General features: G+C 35.0%; 11 protein-coding genes. All 11 read right to left on the bottom strand.

The window, feature by feature from the left end:
• Window positions 1-4: 4 nt before the first annotated feature.
• Entirely contained in the window at window positions 5-2,233 is a 2,229-nt protein-coding gene (locus tag ACNRYB_RS07410; RefSeq protein ID WP_473729675.1) for a glycoside hydrolase family 3 N-terminal domain-containing protein, read from the bottom strand.
• Window positions 2,234-2,244: 11 nt separating this feature from the next.
• Complete coding sequence (locus tag ACNRYB_RS07405) at window positions 2,245-3,669, bottom strand: glycoside hydrolase family 30 protein (RefSeq protein WP_473729674.1); 1,425 nt, start codon at window positions 3,667-3,669, stop codon at window positions 2,245-2,247.
• A gap of 2 nt (window positions 3,670-3,671) precedes the next feature.
• Window positions 3,672-4,511 carry an endonuclease/exonuclease/phosphatase family protein gene (locus ACNRYB_RS07400; RefSeq protein WP_473729673.1) on the bottom strand — a complete coding sequence of 280 codons (840 nt, stop codon included), beginning with the start codon at window positions 4,509-4,511 and terminating at the stop codon, window positions 3,672-3,674.
• A gap of 72 nt (window positions 4,512-4,583) precedes the next feature.
• Window positions 4,584-5,660, bottom strand: coding sequence for a glycoside hydrolase family 16 protein (locus tag ACNRYB_RS07395; protein ID WP_473729672.1), 1,077 nt, complete (start codon window positions 5,658-5,660; stop codon window positions 4,584-4,586).
• Between the two features lie 59 nt (window positions 5,661-5,719).
• Entirely contained in the window at window positions 5,720-7,465 is a 1,746-nt protein-coding gene (locus ACNRYB_RS07390) for a cellulase family glycosylhydrolase (RefSeq protein ID WP_473729671.1), read from the bottom strand.
• 17 nt (window positions 7,466-7,482) lie between these two features.
• Window positions 7,483-8,955, bottom strand: coding sequence for a glycoside hydrolase family 30 protein (locus tag ACNRYB_RS07385; RefSeq protein ID WP_473729670.1), 1,473 nt, complete (start codon window positions 8,953-8,955; stop codon window positions 7,483-7,485).
• A gap of 28 nt (window positions 8,956-8,983) precedes the next feature.
• Window positions 8,984-10,435 carry a glycoside hydrolase family 30 protein gene (locus ACNRYB_RS07380; protein ID WP_473729669.1) on the bottom strand — a complete coding sequence of 484 codons (1,452 nt, stop codon included), beginning with the start codon at window positions 10,433-10,435 and terminating at the stop codon, window positions 8,984-8,986.
• Between the two features lie 91 nt (window positions 10,436-10,526).
• On the bottom strand, window positions 10,527-11,981 hold the full coding sequence (locus tag ACNRYB_RS07375) for a glycoside hydrolase family 30 protein (RefSeq protein WP_473729668.1): 1,455 nt from the start codon (window positions 11,979-11,981) through the stop codon (window positions 10,527-10,529).
• Window positions 11,982-12,127: 146 nt separating this feature from the next.
• Entirely contained in the window at window positions 12,128-13,012 is an 885-nt protein-coding gene (locus tag ACNRYB_RS07370; protein WP_129748479.1) for a hypothetical protein, read from the bottom strand.
• Between the two features lie 19 nt (window positions 13,013-13,031).
• Window positions 13,032-14,540, bottom strand: a complete 1,509-nt coding sequence (locus ACNRYB_RS07365; protein ID WP_129748478.1) for a RagB/SusD family nutrient uptake outer membrane protein — start codon at window positions 14,538-14,540, stop codon at window positions 13,032-13,034.
• Window positions 14,541-14,551: 11 nt separating this feature from the next.
• Window positions 14,552-17,674 carry a SusC/RagA family TonB-linked outer membrane protein gene (locus ACNRYB_RS07360; protein ID WP_129748477.1) on the bottom strand — a complete coding sequence of 1,041 codons (3,123 nt, stop codon included), beginning with the start codon at window positions 17,672-17,674 and terminating at the stop codon, window positions 14,552-14,554.
• Between the last annotated feature and the right edge of the window lie 209 nt (window positions 17,675-17,883).

Genomic DNA, 17,883 nt, shown 5'->3' with positions numbered 1-17,883 from the left:
TGAATTAATTTACTAATTCAAAATCAGATTTTAATTTAATATCTGCTGACGAAGCCCCGATCATTACTTCAAAATCTCCTGGTTCAGCAACCCATTCTAATTTATTATTGTAGAAAGAAAGTTTCTCTTTGTCAATTGTAAATTCGATTGTTTTAGATTCTCCTGCGTTTAATTTCAATTTTTGGAAATCTTTCAATTCTAAAACTGGTCTCACAACAGATCCAAATTTGTCTTTCAAATACAATTGAACTACTTCTTCTCCAGCAACTTTTCCTGTATTTTTCAATTGGAAAGAAACTTTAATTGTTTCGTTGCTTTTTATTTTAGTTGAAGATAATTTCAATCCTGAATAATCAAATGTTGTATAGCTCAAACCGTATCCAAAAGGAAATTTCGGAGAATTCTTCAAATCGATATAAGCCGAAACATAGTTAGTTGAATTTTCATCTTTTGCAGGTCTTCCCGTACTGAAGTGATTGTAATAAATTGGCACTTGCCCTACTTCTCTTGGGAAAGTCATTGGCAATTTCCCTGATGGATTGTAATCACCAAATAAAACATTTGCAATTGCATTTCCAGCTTCAGTTCCTAACCACCAAGTGTACATAATTGCAGGAACATTGTCTGCAGTCCAATTGAAAACAAGAGGTCTTCCTGCATTAATTAAAACTACAACTGGTTTTCCTGTAGCCATAACTGCTTTTATCAATTCTTCCTGAACTCCTGGCAAATGAATATCGCTTCGGCTTTTTGCCTCACCGCTCATATCGTGTCTTTCACCAACACTCAAAATAACAACATCAGCTTGTTTGGCAGTTGCAACAGCTTCTGCAAAACCATCTTTGTTGTCACCCGTAACTTCACAGCCTTTTGCATACAATAATTTAGTGTTTTTGCCTACTTTATTTTGCAAACCATCCCATTGCGAAACTACCCATTTATCGTAGTTTACTTCTGGCAATTCAACAGCCCAAAATCCCATATTGGCTTTGTACTCTTTTACCATTGGTCCGATAAAAGCAATTGTTTTGGTGCTTTTTGAAATTGGTAAAGTCTGGTTTTCATTCTTCAATAAAACAATACTTTTCTCAGCCATTTCAAGAGCCGCTTTTCTATGCTCTGGATTGTTTAAAGCTTTTTCTTCTCTTTTTGGATCTGAATATTTGTAAGGATCATCAAATAATCCTAATTCAAATTTCTTGCGAAGAATACGTCTTACAGCGTCATCAACTAAATCTATAGAAACTCTGCCTTCTTTTACTAAATCTGCCAAATTCTTACGGTATGCATTACTTTCCATATCCATATCGCTTCCTGCAGTAATGGCTGAATAAGCCGCTTCTTTAAGATCTTTAGAATAACCATGAGCAACCATTTCTCCAATTGATCCCCAGTCTGAAACTACGAAACCTTGAAAATTCCATTTTCCTTTTAAAATATCTCTCTGCAAATGCGCATTTCCTGTTGCTGGAATTCCATTAATATCGTTGAACGAATTCATGAATGTCGCCGCTCCAGCGTCTAAAGCCGCTTTGAAAGGTGGCAAATACGTTTCCAAAAGCATTCTTTCGCTCATATCAACAGAGTTGTAATCTCTTCCACCAACACCTGCACCATAAGCTGCAAAGTGTTTTACACAAGCCATAACAGAGTTTAAATCTCCTAATTTATTTCCTTGGAAACCTTTTACTCTGGCATAAGCAATTTTAGATCCTAAATAAGTATCTTCTCCTGCACCTTCCATTACACGACCCCAACGAGGATCACGACCGATATCAACCATTGGAGCAAATGTCCAGTGAATTCCACTTGCTGCTGCTTCTGTTGCTGCAACTCTAGCGCCTAATTCGATTGCTGCTAAATCCCAACTTGCCGCTTCTGCTAAAGGCAACGGAAAAGTCGTTTTGTATCCGTGAATAACATCTTGACCAAACAACAACGGAATTTTAAGTCTTGACTGCATTGCCAATTCTTGGTATCCTCTGGTATATTTTGTTCCGATAACATTTAACATCGAACCAATTAAACCCTGTTTGATTTCGGCTTGTTTGTTCGGATTAATCGTAATTGGCCCCGTAGCCTGATTGTCGCCAGTATATTGATTCAACTGGCCGACTTTTTCTTCAATTGTCATTTTCTTCAACAGATCATTGACTTTCTGATCTATTGTTTGCTGTTGTGCCGACGCAAAAAGCGAAAGCATAAACAGCGTAATTGTGGTTACTTTTTTCATAGTTTAAGTTTTTACCAAACGAAAGTAGCAACTGCACCTGCGTTTAGTGTGGTTGTGGTTTGTTTTTGGTTGTATTTGATATTAAATGTTTCTGCCGAAGCTCCATCATTTTCTACAATTAAAACGGTTTGTCCTGATGGAGTTTTGAAAGCCACATTATATAAGTTTGCTGCAATATTACTTCCAATTCTTACCGAACCCTCTGGAACAAATTTAGAAGCATGTCCAATAATATAATATCCTACTTCTCTTTTGATGTTCTGATTTTGGTCAATCATCAAAGCTCCTTTACAAGTCGAACAACCTCCTGGAGTAAAAGGTTTGTAGAACTCATCATTTGCCAATCCCCATGAAAGTGCATTTTTACTCCAGTTTCTCATTGAACCGATTACTACATTTTTCACGCTCCATTTTAGGTCTGTTTCAAAGTTAGTTCCTGAACCAGTATATTGTTCTGTAAAATACAAATCTTTATTTGGAAATTCGTTATGAACAGTAGTCAAAGCGCTAATGTCTCCTTCGTATAAGTGAAAAGCTGATCCTGTTACAAACGGATTTGCTTTTGGATCTCTTAAAATCGTCAAAGGATATTCTGGTTTGTTGCAGTTATGGTCATAAACAATAATTTTGGTTTTGATTCCTGCTTTCGCGAAAGCGGGACCTAGATGATTCCCAATAAAATCTGCCTGCTGTTCTGCCAACATTAACATACTTGGATTGTTTCCTGGATGTAATGGCTCATTTTGAGGTGTAATGGCATCAATAACAATTCCGTGCGATTTCATAGCTTGAATATATTTTACAAAATACTGAGCGTAAACTCCATAGTATTGTGGCTTTAAACTTCCGCCTTTTGAGCTTCCGTTGTCTTTCATCCAAACTGGAGGCGACCACGGAGAACCCATTATTTTTATTTTAGGATTTATAGACAAAATCTCTTTTAAAACCGGAATTACATCGTTTAAATCTGGACCAAGATTAAAATGTTCCAAATTCATATCGGTTTGTCCTTCTGGCATATCATCATACGAAAAAACTTTTTCATTCAAATCTGATGCTCCAATACTTATTCTTAAATAACTTAGACCAATTGCATTGTCTTTTCTTGAAAATAATTCCTGAAGTAACGCTTCTCTTTTTGCCTTATCTAATTTTTTGATAGCCTGAGCGCTTCCTCCTGTTAACGAGAATCCAAAACCTTCTATGGTTTGAAATTTCTCAGCTGGATTTACTTCAATAGTCTGATTTGAATTTGTCTCTGAACTAAAAACTAAATCAGTTTGTTTTTTAAGTTTTGAAGTTTCATCTGTAGTAGTAATCCAAGATTCTACTTTTCCAGAATTGGCAGTAACACTTTTTGAAGATCCACAGTTAAACTGCATCGCAATTAATGGCAGCAAAACTAGGATTTGAAGTTTTTTGTTGATGTTTTTCATTTTTAATCTATTTCTATTAAAACAGGCAAATGATCTGATGGATATTTTAAATCTTTAGAATCACTTAACACTGCGTGTTTTTGAACTTTTAAACCACTATTTTTTGAAATAAAAATATAGTCTAATAATAAGGTTACGGGTTCGTTGTGTTTGAAATCATTGAAAGTTCCAGAAGGTCCGAAAGGTTTTTCTATTGAAACATCTTTGGTATCATCCATTACTTTTTTGATTTCACCAATTTGCGTTGTGTTTGGTTCAGAATTGAAATCACCCATTAAAAACGCTGGATAATTTTTAGTGTTTAGCTCTTTCATTTTAGAAAGAACAAGCTGTACGCCTTTTACCCTTGCTTCTTCTCCCATATGATCTAAATGCAAATTGAAAACCCAAAATAGTTTTTTCGTTTTTAAATCTTTAAAAAGTCCGTAAGTGCAAACTCTGTTGCAGGCTGCATCCCAACCTCTCGAAACTACATTTGGAGTTTCAGACAACCAGAAAGTGTTAGATTGTTCGACTTTAAAACGATCTTTTTTATAGTAAATCGTACAAGCTTCTCCCAATCCGCCTTCTTCTCTTCCTATTCCAAATCTGTTATAATTTGGCAGAGCCGATGCAATATCTAAAACTTGATTTGGCGTTGCTTCCTGAACTCCGAAAATTTCTGGACTATAAAACCCAATTTGAGATGTGAAATAATCCTTTCGTTTTGGCCATGCATTTTCTCCATCTGAAGCAACATCCAAACGGATATTATAAGTCATAATTTTTAAATTCTGACCATAAAATGAGTTCACGGCTAAAAGCAGCATTACTGCAAAAACAAGTTTGTTTATCTTTTTCATGTTAAAAAATTTTAATCTTGTAAAGCTAGTGTTTACGAGGCTTTAAAGAAAAAAATCTATTTAAAAGTTATGTTAATTATACACTCTTACGTAATCAATTTCATAAGTTGCACTTTTGAAATTTGGATCTACAGTTCCTCCAAAATTTCCTCCCATTGCTAAATTTAGAATCACAAAAAATTTCGCATTAAATGGAGTTGTGCTTGAGTTTTTATAAGTGTAAAATAAATTATCGTCTACATAAAATTTGATGTTTTCGGCATCCCATTCGGCAGCATAAATATGAAACTCGGTTGTAGAACTTGGCACTGTTGTCGTTTTGGTATCTGGTGTATTTCCTGAACGCCCTGGAGAATGCAGTGATGAATGAATCACATTTGGATTATTCCCAACTGATTCTAAAATGTCTATTTCTCCGCATGCTGGCCAGCCTACAGTACCAATATTATCTCCTAACAGCCAAAAAGCTGGCCAGGTTCCGCCACCAGCTGGTAATTTTGCACGAACTTCTGCTCTTCCATATTTAAAAGAAAATTTGCCTTTTGTCAGCATTCTGGTAGAAGTGTATTGGCTTCCTTGGTAAGCTTCTTTGATTGCTGTGATTTTCAAAAGACCTTCTTCGATTTTTACATTTTCAGAGCGGTTTGTATAATATTGTAATTCGTTATTTCCAAAACCGTTTCCATTTCCTAAATCATAACCCCATTTTGAAGAATCTGGTGCTCCATCTATATTAAATTCGTCTGCCCAGATTATTTTTCTAGCTACAAAAATATTAACAGATGTTGAAGTACTTATAAATTTTGTTCCATTGTATGCAGAAACAATAATAGGATAATTTACAGTTCCTGATGCTGTAAACTCATAACTTAGGGCACCAGTGGTTAGCTCTTTAAGTTCATTATTTATCAATACTTTATATGATTGTGCATTTGTAGCATTGATTGTTAATTTGATTTTTCCGCTTCCGTCTCCATTTGGCATTTCAGCAGTTTTTCCTACCACATCAATCTGAACAGAAAGATTTGCTGGTACATCGCTTGCGGGAGAATCTCCACCTGAATCATTATTACTGCTACAAGATTGAAATGCAAACAATAGAACTAAAGTAAATTCTCCAACTCTATTTACGAGATTGATTATTTTCATCTTTTACTATTTAAATGGTTTAGTTAATAAATTGAATATCAAGATAAATATTATTCCTTCTACTTTTTATTTTTGTTCACAAAAAAGTCAAAATAGTTCAGATTAAAACCTCCTTTTTCAAATACAGCTTTTACTTTATTTGAACCTGATTTCAATACAACATTAGATAAAACAACTGTTTTCCATTTATCATTCCCTCCAGTTGAAGGAAGTGAAATCACTGCTGATTTTGTTCCCCCTTCAGTTTCTAGATACAATTTTCCTTCTGCTTTTTCGCTCGAATAGCGAATGGCAACATTGTAAGTTCCTTCTTTTGCATCGACAGTGTACTGAAGCCATTCTCCGTCTTCGATAAATGAAACTTGATAACCGTTTGAGTCTTTATCCTTGCATGGCAAAATATCAACGCCATCATTTCTCATGCTATTACCGCGATTCCATTGCTCGTCTTTCCCAGTTACCGATCTATAATTTATAAAATCAGTATCAGAATAGGCTTTCTCGTTGGTTCCCAAATCGTAATGCGTTGCCGCAATTTTGCCAGGAACTGCGTTCTTCTTGTATGGTTTTGTATCGTCTGTCTGCACTTGTCTAAACATAGCATCTATTACATCTGGCTTAACAGTTACATTTTCCATTTTGTAATTGTCTGCTATTTTCATTAAGGTCTTTTTTGCAAATTCTGGCGATGGCTTTTGTCCGCCATCTTTCCAATATTTCAATAAAACATCATATTCTGGAATTTTAGTAACAGAAGTTACCCCAGCAATATTGTCTATTTTTTTCATTGGCCAAAATGCCCACCCAATGTTGTTTGTTTCAACCAAAGTCAGAGCATCTTTAAACCAAACATTAGAATTTTCTCCGCTTTCTCCCATCCAGATTGGCACATTATATTTTTCTCTGTAGCCCAACATCTGTTCGATCGAAGCTTTGTCAGTATAATTCCAATATTTGTGAAAACTTAAAGCTAGATTGTCATCCCAAAGAGGAAAAATTCCGTTGTAGTTATTTCCCCAGCAGTTTCCTTCAATAAAAATTAAATGATTTGTATCGACTTCGCGAATGGCTTTTGTAACCGCAACCATTAAATCTCTTAAAGGTCCGTTTGAATTTTCGTCGCAGCCATTTTTGTTTGATCCTGTAAAATTCCAGTTTGGTTCATTTATAATATCATACGCGCCAATCCAAGGATTATCGCGGTAACGAGAAGCTAATTTCTTCCATAAAGCAATCATTTTTTTCTGATTAGCTTCGCTTTGCCAAAGTGCAGGTTTTGTCGTGTCAAAGTCCGAAATTGCCGCATCATTTCCCTGTCCGCCTGGAGCAGCGTGCAAATCTAAAATCAGGTATATTTTATTTTCTGCACACCATTTCAGCAAATTGTCAGTCATAGTAAAACCTTCTTCGATCCAAGTGATTTCACCGTTTTTTTCCTGTTCGATTGGTGGAGTGTACAGATTGTAATGCATGGGAAGACGAATAGAGTTGAATCCCCATTTTGCCAAAGAATCGATATCTCGTTTTGTGATTCCGTTTGCCTTGTAGGCTGTGTAGAATTCTTTTGTTTCCTCCTCGCCAATTAAATCTTGTATTTTTTGTCGAATTTGATATTGCGGACTTGCAAATGGCTGTGTCTTTAACATGTAGCCTTCTTGCACCATCCATCCTCCAAGACCTAAACCTCTTAAAAGAACATTTTTGCCATTACCATCAACAATTTTTTGTCCGTCTCTGTGCAAAAAACCTTGCCCGAAAGAAGCGATCGAAATCAGAAACTGAACTGTTAAAATTATTTTTTTCATATCGAATGGTTATAAATTTATTTCCAAGTATAAGTCCCAACTGATCCCGCTTCAAGCGAAGTTGTTACCCATTTTCCGTTAAATTTAATATTAAAAGTTTCTGTTACAGAGCCATCATTTTCGACAATCAATACTTTAGAACCAGAAGGCGTGATAAAAGCTACATTTTGCAAGCTTCCTCCAGAATTGCTTTCAATTCTAGTAGATCCCATTGGAACAAATTTTGAAGCATGAGCGATGATATAGTAGGCTACATTACGCTGAAAACTATCACTAGAAGTTATGGTTATCGCTCCTTTACACATTGTACAGCCTCCATCTGTATGAGGTCCAAAATTTGCATTATTAGCGACATTCCATTCTAAAGCATTTTTACTATAATTTCTCATCGATCCGATAATTACATTTCGAAGATGCCATTTTAAATCACCATCAAAACTACCTTCAGAAGAAGTCCATTGTTCTGTAAAATATACATTTTTAGTTGGATAAGAATTGAACACATTGGTTAAAGCGCTGATATCACCAGCATATAAATGGAAAGCAGATCCTTCTACAAAAGGAAATGCATCTCCATCTGCCAAAATTGCTTTTGGATAATTTGGATTATCGCAATTGTGATCGTACGCAATAATTTTGACGTTTAGATTTGCTGTTTTAAATGCTGGCCCTAAACTATTTTTTATAAAATTGGCCTGATCTGCTGCAGACATATACATACTCGGGTTGTTTCCGTCATGCAAAGGTTCGTTTTGAGGAGTTACGGCATCGATTGTAATTCCCTCAGCTTTCATCTGCTGAATGTATTTTACAAAATATTTAGCATAAACATTATAATATTCAGTTTTCAGTTTTCCACCTTTAAAACTAGCAACATCTTTCATCCAAATAGGCGCCGACCAAGGCGTTGCCAAAATTAAAATCTTCGGATTAATTGCCAGAATTTCTTTCAGCATGGCAATTAAATTTTTATCTTTTTCTAAACTAAATTTATCTAGATTTAAATCTGTTTCTCCAGTCGTAAGATCATTATAAGTAAAAGGCGTTGCATTTAAATCTGAAGCTCCAATACTGATTCTGATATAACTTACTCCAATTGCGTTTTCTCCATTCCCGAATAATTCTTGCAAAAGAGCCGTTCTTTTTGCTGGGTTTAATTGGTTTATAACATCTACACTTCCTCCTGTCAAAGTATATCCGAAGCCATCAATTATCTGATATTTTTGAGCTGCATTCACTTCAATATTTGCATATGCGTTTGATGTAGTTCCAAATCCTAAAGTTCCAGATTGTTTTGCCAATAAAACGCTCTGATTTCCTTTTGTCAACCAGAAGTCAACATCATTTGTCACTACTACGGGAGGATTTACGACTGGCGGATTTACAGGCGGATTTTCTACAGGATCACTTGAAGAAGAACATTTTACCTGAGCCATTACGACTGCCATGAAGAAAAACGCTTTTATGGTATTCTTTAAATTAAATTTCATTTTTTGTGGTTTTAAGTTAGTTCAAAAATTAGTATACAATAGTCTGTATAGCATGTGCCGGAATAGTAATTGTCGTTTTTCCTGTTTGATTTTCTAAAGAATAAACAACTTCTTTTTCAGATTTATTCATTACTACAGTAATCAATTGTCCGTCAGAATTTTTAAAAGAAGTACTCAATAAAGATTTATCGCTTATGGTTTCAAGCACTCTTTTTGCGTTTGGTCTAATGAATTTTGAGAAATGCCCAATATAATAATACATTGGAGTATAAATTAATTCATCTTTTGTTGTATCAGCATGGATTGGCGCAAAACAAAAATTCCCAACATGATTTGGGCCTCCGTTCTGGTCCAATAGAATATTCCAGTCTGTCCAACCAACTGTTCCGTTATTAAAATCATGAATCATATTGATTCCGTAACGCTCTGCATTTCCCCAGAATTGATATTTTGAAGCATCAAATTTTTCGATACAGCCTTCTGTAAAAAGCAGGTTTTTGTTTGGAAATGCTTCATGAACTTTTGCTACCGATTCAAATTGAGGCGGGCCTCCGTTCCATGTTTCATACCAGTGAAATCCAATTCCCCAAGCATATTTAGAAACTTCGGGATCCGAGAAAACAAGGTTTGCTCTTTTAGTTAGCATTTCTCCTCGGTTATGATCCCAGATAATGACATTTTTAGAAGCAAGTCCTTCTTTTTCTAAAGTTGGACCAAGATGATTTTTAAGAAAATCTCTTTCTGCTTCTGGAGTATAGATGCAAGATTCCCATCTTTGTTTGGCCATTGGTTCGTTTTGAACTGTCATTCCCCAGATTGGAATTCCTTCTTTTTCGTATTCTTTTATGAATTTGGCATAATACAGTGCCCAAGCAGATGCAAATTCAGGCAATAAAACGCCGCCGTGCAAAATATCATTATTGTCTTTCATGAAAGCTGGGGGACTCCATGGGCTAACAAATAATGTTAATTTCCCGCCGGCTGTTTCAATTGCTCTTTTGATTAAAGGAATTCTATATTTTCTATCGTGATCTATGTTGAAAGTTTTTAGTTCTTTGTCTCCTTCAGAAACATAAGTATAACTGTCACTGCTGAAATCACAGCTGTGAATGTTTGTTCTTGCCAAAGTATATCCGATACCTTTATTTTTATCGTAATAAGCATTTAAGAATTCCTGCTGTTTTTTTGGCGATAATTTTGCAAAAACTTCTGCGCTTGCATCTGTAATTGCTCCTCCGATTCCCAGGAAGGTCTGGTCAGTTTTTTCGGGATTTACAGTAATAGATACTGTTGATGTTTTTTGTTGTGTAGTGTTGTTTTTTGAAATTAAATCATTTGATAGTGACAATTTCAATTTGGTATTTTCGGCAGTAGTATAAACCTTTATTTTATTATTTTTTTGAGCCGTTATTTTTGAGGTAAAACAGCTTAATTGCATTAAGACAAAGGCTGATAGAAATATTTGAGAGGTAACTTTCATGTTGCTTAAATAATCGTTTTAAAATTAAAAGCAAGAGAAGACTAAAATGGATGATTCAAATTAGTCCTCTTCATTACTTTACTACAAAATATTAATAAACAAGTGTTTGTATAGCATGCGGCGGAATTTTTACTTCTGCCTTTTTATCTCCAATAATTAAATTGTAGGTAAGGTCGTTTGCTGATTGGTTCATGACAATAGTTGCCATAGTTCCGTCAGCATTTAAAAAAGAGGTACTCAATAAAGCGCTTTTGCTTACTGCTGTACTTACTCGAGTAGCATTTAGACGGATAAACTTTGAAAAGTGCCCGATGTAATAATAAGATGGCGTGTAGATTAATTCTCCTGTTGTTGTATCTGCATGAATTGGTGCAAAACAGAAATTTCCAACATGATTAGGTCCTCCAAATTGGTCTAAAAGAATATTCCAATCTGTCCAAGCAACTGTTCCGTTATTAAAATCATGAATCATGTTAGTTCCGTAACGTTCTGCATTGCCCCAAAATTGATATTTTGTTGCATCAAATTTTTCGATACAGCCTTCAGTAAACATTAGTTTTTTATCTGGATAAGCTTCATTTACTTTTCCTACGTTATCAAACATTGGTGCTCCTCCTGACCAAGTTTCGTACCAATGGAATCCCATTCCCCAAACATATTTTGATGCTTCTGGATCAGAGTAAATTACGTTAGCACGATAATTCATTAAATCACGGTTGTGATCCCAAACAATGATTTTTTTATCACCAAGATTTTCTTTTTTCAAAGTTGGCCCAAGATAATTTTTGATAAAATCTCTTTCGGCTTCAGCTGTGTAAATGCAAGATTCCCAAGTTTGAACAGCCATTGGCTCATTTTGTGTCGAAGTTCCCCAAATCGGAATTCCTTCTTTTTCGTAGGCTTTAATAAATTTTACATAAAAGTTTGCCCAAGTCTGATAGTATTCAGGAAGCAGAGTACCGCCTTTTAATACATTCTTGTTACTTTTCATAAAAGCATTTGGCGACCAAGGAGCAGCGTAAGTCATCAATTTTCCACCTGCTTTCTGTATAGCTTGCTTTATTAAAGGAATACGAAATTGCCTATCATGATCAATAGAAAAAGTCTTCAAATCTTTGTCTCCTTCTTCGATATAAGAATAGCTTCCACTGCTAAAATCAGAACTTTGAATTGTGGTCCTTAGCAAAGAATAGCCTATTCCTTTTTGTTTATCGTAATAAGCATCTAAAAATTCTGCTTGTTTTTCTTTTGAAAGTTTGGCAAATATTTCGGCGCTAGCATCTGTAATAGCTCCACCGATTCCCATAAAAGTCTGAAACTTTTTAGATGGTTCCACAAAAACAGAAGTTTCTGTTTCTAAGGGTTGTTTTGCAGCAGAAAAAGTCAAATTATCTGTAGTGGTTAATCTCAACTTTGAGTTTTCCGCGGTGGTATAAACGGTTATTTTTTTGCCGTTGGTTGTAAACTCTTTTTTTGTTTTTGGCTGTTGCGCAAATGCTGCAGCAGCAAACAAAAGGCATAAAATTTTTAGGCTATTTTTTTTCATTCGCTTCCAATTATTATGTTTTTAAATTGAAGTTTAGAAGAAATCAAAATAGAGTTCTACCTATGAAGGATTTAAAAAATAGCCCATACTCATAATGATTATGGGCTATTTACAACCAAACTTAAACTTAAACTTAACTTAACTTTTTATTTTCCTCTGAACTCAATTTTCGTAACTGTGATTCCGTCTTTAGTGAAAGTATTGCCGCCAGAACGGATAAGTAAATAGACTTTTCCGCTTTCACTGAATTTCACAACATTTGAAACTGTACCTGTTTTGTCATTTTTGACGCAGCCAACTTTAGAAAGCATTCCAGAGAATCCTGATTTTGCACAACCATCCCAAGTACTTAATCCCATAACTTTGTTGTCTTTGTACTCAACTCCAGATTGTGGAACTGATTTGCCAGCATAAACTTCAAACCAAGTTTCATCAGAGCCACTAGTAGAAGAAACTTTCATATCTATCGTATACTCTTTATCCTTTATAACATCAATTGCTTGATAAATCCCTTCCTGTGCCCATCCTCCTGGAGAGTGAATAGTTGCACTGTTATTAGCAAATGACCAGAATGCGGCACCTGTAGAACTAAGATTTAAAACTGTCCATTTTGCTTGATCTGCAACAGTTGCAAAAGTTCCCCCTTGCACTAAATTTCCTTTTAATGGATCTGATGTAGCAACTACAACATCTTGTGATTTTGTAGCTGTCGCACCTCCAGCACCAATTGCAGTATGCACAATTGTATACGTTCCAGCATCTGGTAAAGAAATTTCTTCTTCCATTTTACCTGAATAAGTACCTGCTCCTATATCCCATAATGATTTTAAAACTCCTTTTGGCTGAGCCACCAATTTATAAGTATTTACTTTTCCTTCAACTGGTGTAACTGTAAAAGATGCATCGACATTATCATTGGTTAATCCGTTATTCTCAACGGAATCTTCAGGTTGACAGCTAGTTAAGCTTAATACTGTCGCCATAAAAAACAACGCTAAAAGACCTTGTTTTTTTATTAAATTTATTTTCATATGATATTGTATTAACTAATTAGTAATTAGGATTTTGAACTAACTGAGTATTCTCTAGGTCTTTTTGAGGAATAGGCCAAACCTCATTTTTACCAGCAACGAACCCACTAGAAGCAAGAACAGTTGCCGCTTTTCCAGTTCTAACTAAATCGAACCAACGGTGTCCTTCTCCTGCCAATTCTAGCCTTCTCTCGTTAGCGATTGCATCTAATGATACTGGTACAGAAGCCAATCCAACTCTTGCACGTACAGCATCTAATAAAGCTTGTGCCCTAGCCCCAGTTCCTCCTAATGCTTCTGCTTCCATCAAATAAGTATCTGCTAAACGAATTGCATAAGTATCTTGTTTGTAATTTAAGGCTGCAGCTCCTCCTCCTGTAGATGTATCTGAGTTTAAAGGCATAAATTTCTTTAAGAAATATCCTGTATCCTGATCTCCAGTAGAATATTCTGCTCCTCCTGCTTTTAAGGCTAGCATATCCATAATTGTGGCATCAAAACGAGGATCTCCTTTTAAAGCATCATATAAGCTCTTAGTAACTGGATTAAAACTCCATCCTGAAATATAATCTGGTGCAGACGAATTAGTTCCTCTAGTATACCCCCTTGGTCCAACCATAATATTTACTGAGTTTCCTTCGTCAGCGCCTCCGCCCCAGAATCCCCAATCTGCATTACTTTTATCTGTATGCATGATTTCGATAATAGCTTCTGAGTTAAATTTGTTACTTATTACCCATAAATCTGAGAATTTAGTCAACAACTTGTAACCATACATGCTAGTTCCTCCAGGCGTACCATTTACATCTGCAAATTCAGCAGCTGCTAATGAGTTTTTACCTTCGTACAAATAAACTTTACCTAATAGCGCTTGCACTGCTCCTTTTGAAAGACGACCACCTTCTGTTGGAACATCAACTTTACTAGGAAGTACTGCTTTTGCTTCTATTAAGTCTTTTTCTATCTGTGCATAAATTTCTTCTGGAGCAACTTGAGTAACTTTATACCCTTCCGCTGGCGAAATTGGAGTCAGAATTAATGGTAAATTTCTAAATGTTCTTACTAACTCAAAATAGAAATATCCTCTCAATGCTTTTGCTTCTGCTGCAAAACGCGCTTTTTTCGTATCTGGCATATCCACATCTGGCAATTTTACCAATAAAATATTTGCTCTGGCTATTCCCTGAAAAAAATCACCCCAATAACTTCTTGGCATATTTATTTTGTCAAGTGTATAATTATCAAAAGCATGTATACCAGCGCCATCACCAGGCCCTCCTCCTCCGGCATAGAAATCATCTGAACCAGCATTTAGCATAGTGATCATGTTTTCAAAACCTTTAGATTGTTTACCCATAATATCATAAACAGCAACCAGCGCAGAAAATGCTTCTGCTTCATTTTTATAATAATTATCTACTAAGGGAAGTCCTTTAGGTTCAACTGTTAAAAAATCTTCACCACAAGAAGAGCTAAGAAGCAAAAGTCCAACAGCAATGAATGAATATTTTATATTTTTAATTTTCATAATCTTTAATTTTAAAATTGTAAATTAACCCCTACCATAATAGTTCTAGCTTGTGGATAATAACCTTTATCAATACCCATAACTCCTCCACCAATTTCTGGATCATAACCAGAGTATCTTGTAAATGTCAATAAATTTTCACCTGTTAAATAAAGCCTAGTTTTTGAAAGACCCGCTTTTGACACAACATCACTTGGAAGATTATAACCAATTTGAACTGTTTTAATTCTCCAGTAATCCCCATCTTCTAAATAAAAATCTGATGGTCTTGAGAAGTTTTTATTGTTATCAACAGTTGATAAAATTGGATATGAATTAGTTGATCCTTCTCCAGTCCAACGGCCTAAAGCAGAAGTCTGGTAGTTAGCATCTGTAATATCTAGACGACGTAATCCTTGGAAAATTTTGTTTCCAATCGCTCCTTGAGTAAAGATTAACAAATCAAAGTTTTTATAATCTAAATTAACTGTGAAACCATATGTGTATTTTGGAAGTGGACTTCCGATGAAAGTTTTATCATCATCTGTAATTGTACCATCTCCATTAAGATCCTGCCATCTGAAATCTCCTGGTCTTGCACCTGGTTGAATTAAACCACCTGAAGCATTTGTGTAAGCATTGATTTCTGCTTGATTTTGAAAAATCCCTTGAGTTTTAAATCCGTAAAAAGAGTTGTAAGATTGTCCTACTTGTGTTCTTGTTACTGCACCCATATTTTGGAAAGTAGCATCTCCAGAAATAAACTGAATATCTTTTCCTAAGTTAGTTACTTCATTTTCTAAATAAGAAATGTTTCCACTAATGTTTAAACCAACCTTACCAATTTTTTTACGATAAGAAAGTTCTAAATCAACCCCTTTGTTATCCATGTCAGCAACATTTGCAGAAGGTCTTCCAGTACTACCAACGTGACCAGGTAAATCAATATCCTGTAAAATACCTGTAGATTTTTTAATATAAAAATCTGTCGTTAATGATAAGTCATTGAAGAAAGTAACATCAAAAGCAACGTTTGCTTGGCTAGTTTCCTCCCATTTCAAGTCTGGATTTGCTGGCGCATTTGGACTATTACCAACAACTACTGAACCTTGATTTCCAATAGTATAATTTCGTCCCGCACCAATAGTTGCTAAATATTTGAAATCTCCAATAGCATCACTACCTGTAATTCCATATCCTCCTCTAAACTTTAATTGCGTTACTACCTTATTTTCTGGCCAGAAGTTTTCTTTAGTTGGTACCCATCCTAATGAGAATGAAGGAAAAGTTCCATATTTGTAATTTTGACCAAAACGAGAGGAACCATCACGACGTACAATACCTGTAAATAAATATTTCTCTTTGTAATCATAATTAGCTCTTGCAAATAATGACGTTACTTTATGCTCATAACCATTGTAAGCAGAAGCTGTAATGTCGTCCTGCGGATGATCGGTCGGGAAAGTAGCCTCATCAAAATTAGTATAAGGTACATTAAAATAGGTTACTGTAGAACCCGATGTGATATTATCCACATAAGCTCCTTGTCCTATTAAAACTGAAAAGTTGTGATCTGCAATTTGCTTTGCATATGAAACAGTGTTTTCAATGTTCCATCCAAAACCTTTATTAGTATTTCTACTCAAATTATTTTTTGCATTAATAGTAGAAGAGTTAAAATAATATTGTGGAGTAAAACTTTCTGAGCCCCAATATGACAATTTACCCCCTAATGTAGTTCTAAATTTTAAACCTTTAATCGCTTCTACTTCTAAGTAAGCATTACCTACAAAATTATCTGCCCATCCATAATTACCTAATCTAGTTTGAATGTATGCTAAAGGGTTACTCATTTCCTGAACTACCTTTTGAGAAATTCCGTAAGGATTTCCATTTACATCTCTTAAAACATAATCCAAAGTATATGGTGATTGATTTGCAACAGCTGGATCTGTAACAATCGCCGGTGTAATTGGATCTAAATTGATAGCAGAACTTAATGGCCCTCCATATTCATTATTTGTATTTCCAATACCAACCGTTTTTTCGTGAGAGTAACCTAAAGTTTGACCAAAAGTTAATCCTTTTACAATTTTATGTGTTGAGTTTAAACGGATGTTTTTTCTATTGTAGTTAGAAATTGGAGTAGCTACAATACCTTCCTGATCTAATAAACCAAAAGAAACGTAGAAAGTAGATACATCATTTCCTCCTGATAAACTTAATTCATGACCTGTTCTTTGAGCGTTATCATTGAAGATTGTTTTTTGCCAATCTGTCCCTGCTCCATAAGAAGAGACGTTTTTGTATGGAAGATCGTACGGTTTAGAAGTATCTGTATAACCATTTGCATATCTTTCATTCATTATAGTTGCATACTCAGTAGCATTTAACAAATCAAGTTTTCTTGCTGCTGCAGAAAATCCAGTGTACCCATTATAGTTTACACTCATTTTTCCAGATTTACCTTTTTTAGTTGTGATAAGGATAACCCCAGCTGCTGCTCTAGCACCATAGATCGCTTGAGACGCTGCATCTTTTAAAACCTCCATAGAAGCAATATCCGACTGATTCAAATAACCAATTCCTCCTGAGTCAACAATTACACCATCAACAACCCATAAAGGCTCATTGTTACCAAAAGAAGTAATACCCCTTACTCGTATTGTAGAAGAAGACCCTGGCTGTCCTGCATTTGCTGCGATGGTAACTCCAGAAACCCTACCTTGAAGAGATTGTTCAACCCTTGTTATTGGTAAATCTTCTAAATCTGATGCTTTCACACTAGAAATTGCTCCAGTTACAACAGATTTCTTTTGAGTACCGTATCCAACAACAACAACCTCATTTAAAGATTGTGATTCTGGTTTTAATTGAACTGTAATTTTTGTTCTTCCGTTTATAGCTTCAGTTACTGTAGCATAACCAATAAACGTAATTGTTAATGATCCGTTTGAAGGCGCTTGAATCTGGAATTTCCCGTCAAAGTCTGACGCAGTAGATTTTGTAGTACCTTTTAATAAAATTGTTGCACCTGGAACAGGCATACCACTTTCATCATTAATTATTCCATTTACTGTGACATCCTGAGCCACAGCTATAACCGAGAATAACAAAGATGAAATACAAAAAACAAGTAATTTTGTTAATTTCATTTTTCTAAAAATTTTGGTTAATTAATTAGTAATTTGATGCAATACTAAAATTAAATTTTCACTTTTCACATCTTAAAGTCACTACAAAAACACATCAAATTGAAAAAAATAATATTATAAAAACACATCAAAAAAATCATAATTATTTGATTATTAAATAATTAAAAAAATAAAAAATAGTACTAAAGAAAAGTTAATTTAAAAAAATA

The organism is Flavobacterium sp. CR10 (assembly GCF_055814415.1).
Note: the sequence above shows the minus strand (reverse complement) of the source record. Positions and strands in the feature narration are given on the sequence as shown.